Annotated in this window: 1 protein-coding gene; it reads right to left on the bottom strand. The window is 68.0% G+C overall.

Annotated elements, in window-relative coordinates:
• Positions 1-1129, bottom strand: a 1129-nt coding sequence (locus O5O46_RS34980) for a type I polyketide synthase (RefSeq protein ID WP_269859720.1), incomplete at both ends; no start/stop codon positions are given.

Raw genomic sequence — 1129 nt, 5'->3', positions numbered from 1 at the left:
GTCCTCGTCACCGGCGATGACGATCGATGTCGGTCCGTTGATCGCGGCGATGCTCACGCCCTCGACCAGCAGCGGGACGACCTCGTCCTCCGCCGCCTGGACTGCCACCATCACGCCGCCGCCCGGGAGTTCCTGCATCAGACGACCACGGGCCGCCACCAATGTGCAGGCGTCCTCCAGCGACAGCACACCGGCAACATGCGCGGCGGCCAGCTCACCGATCGAGTGCCCGGCCAGGAAGTCAGGCTTCAGCCCCCACGACTCGACGAGCCGGAACAACGCCACCTCAACGGCGAACAACGCGGGTTGTGTGTAAGCGGTCTGATCCAGCAACGCAGCATCGTCGCCGAACACCACGTCCCTGAGCGGCAGTTCGAACCGCTCAAACACCTCGTCCAACGCCTCGGCGAAGACAGGATAGGCCTCGTACAGCTCCCGGCCCATCCCGATTCGCTGGCTGCCCTGACCGGTGAACAGGAACGCGAGCTTGCCACGGCCGTCCGCCGTACCCCGGACCACTCCGGCGGGAGACTCACCGGCCGCCAGCTTGGTGAGCCGGTCGAGGAGGGATTGGTAGTCGGCCGCGACGACTGCCGCCCGGTGCTCCAGCGCGGATCGGGTGACCGCCAGCGAGTAAGCGATGTCTGCCGCGCCGAGTTCCGGCCGTGCGGTCAGGTGGGCCAGCAGGCGCTCGGCCTGGGAGCTCAGTGCCTCAACTGACTTCGCCGACAGCACCCATGGCAGTACCGGAAGCGGACGCGGCTGCTCGGCCGCTTCCTCCGCTTCCAGCTGCGGTGCCTGTTCGATGATCAGGTGTGCGTTGGTGCCGCTGATGCCGAACGAGGAGACCGCGGCCCGCCGCGGACGATCGGTCCGCGGCCACTCCCGCGCCTCCGTCAGCAGTTCAACCGCGCCCGCCGCCCAGTCCACATGCGGCGTCGGCTCGTCCACGTGCAACGTCTTCGGCAGCACACCATGCCGCATCGCCATCACCATCTTGATGATCCCGGCGACACCGGCGGCAGCCTGCGTATGACCCATGTTCGACTTGATGGAACCCAGCCACAACGGCTGGTCCTCGTCACGCTCCCGCCCATAGGTGGCAAGCAGCGCCTGCGCCTCGATCGGG

Source organism: Streptomyces sp. RPT161 (assembly GCF_027533845.1).
Taxonomy (GTDB): Bacteria; Actinomycetota; Actinomycetes; order Streptomycetales; family Streptomycetaceae; genus Streptantibioticus_A; species Streptantibioticus_A silvisoli_A.
Note: the sequence above shows the minus strand (reverse complement) of the source record. Positions and strands in the feature narration are given on the sequence as shown.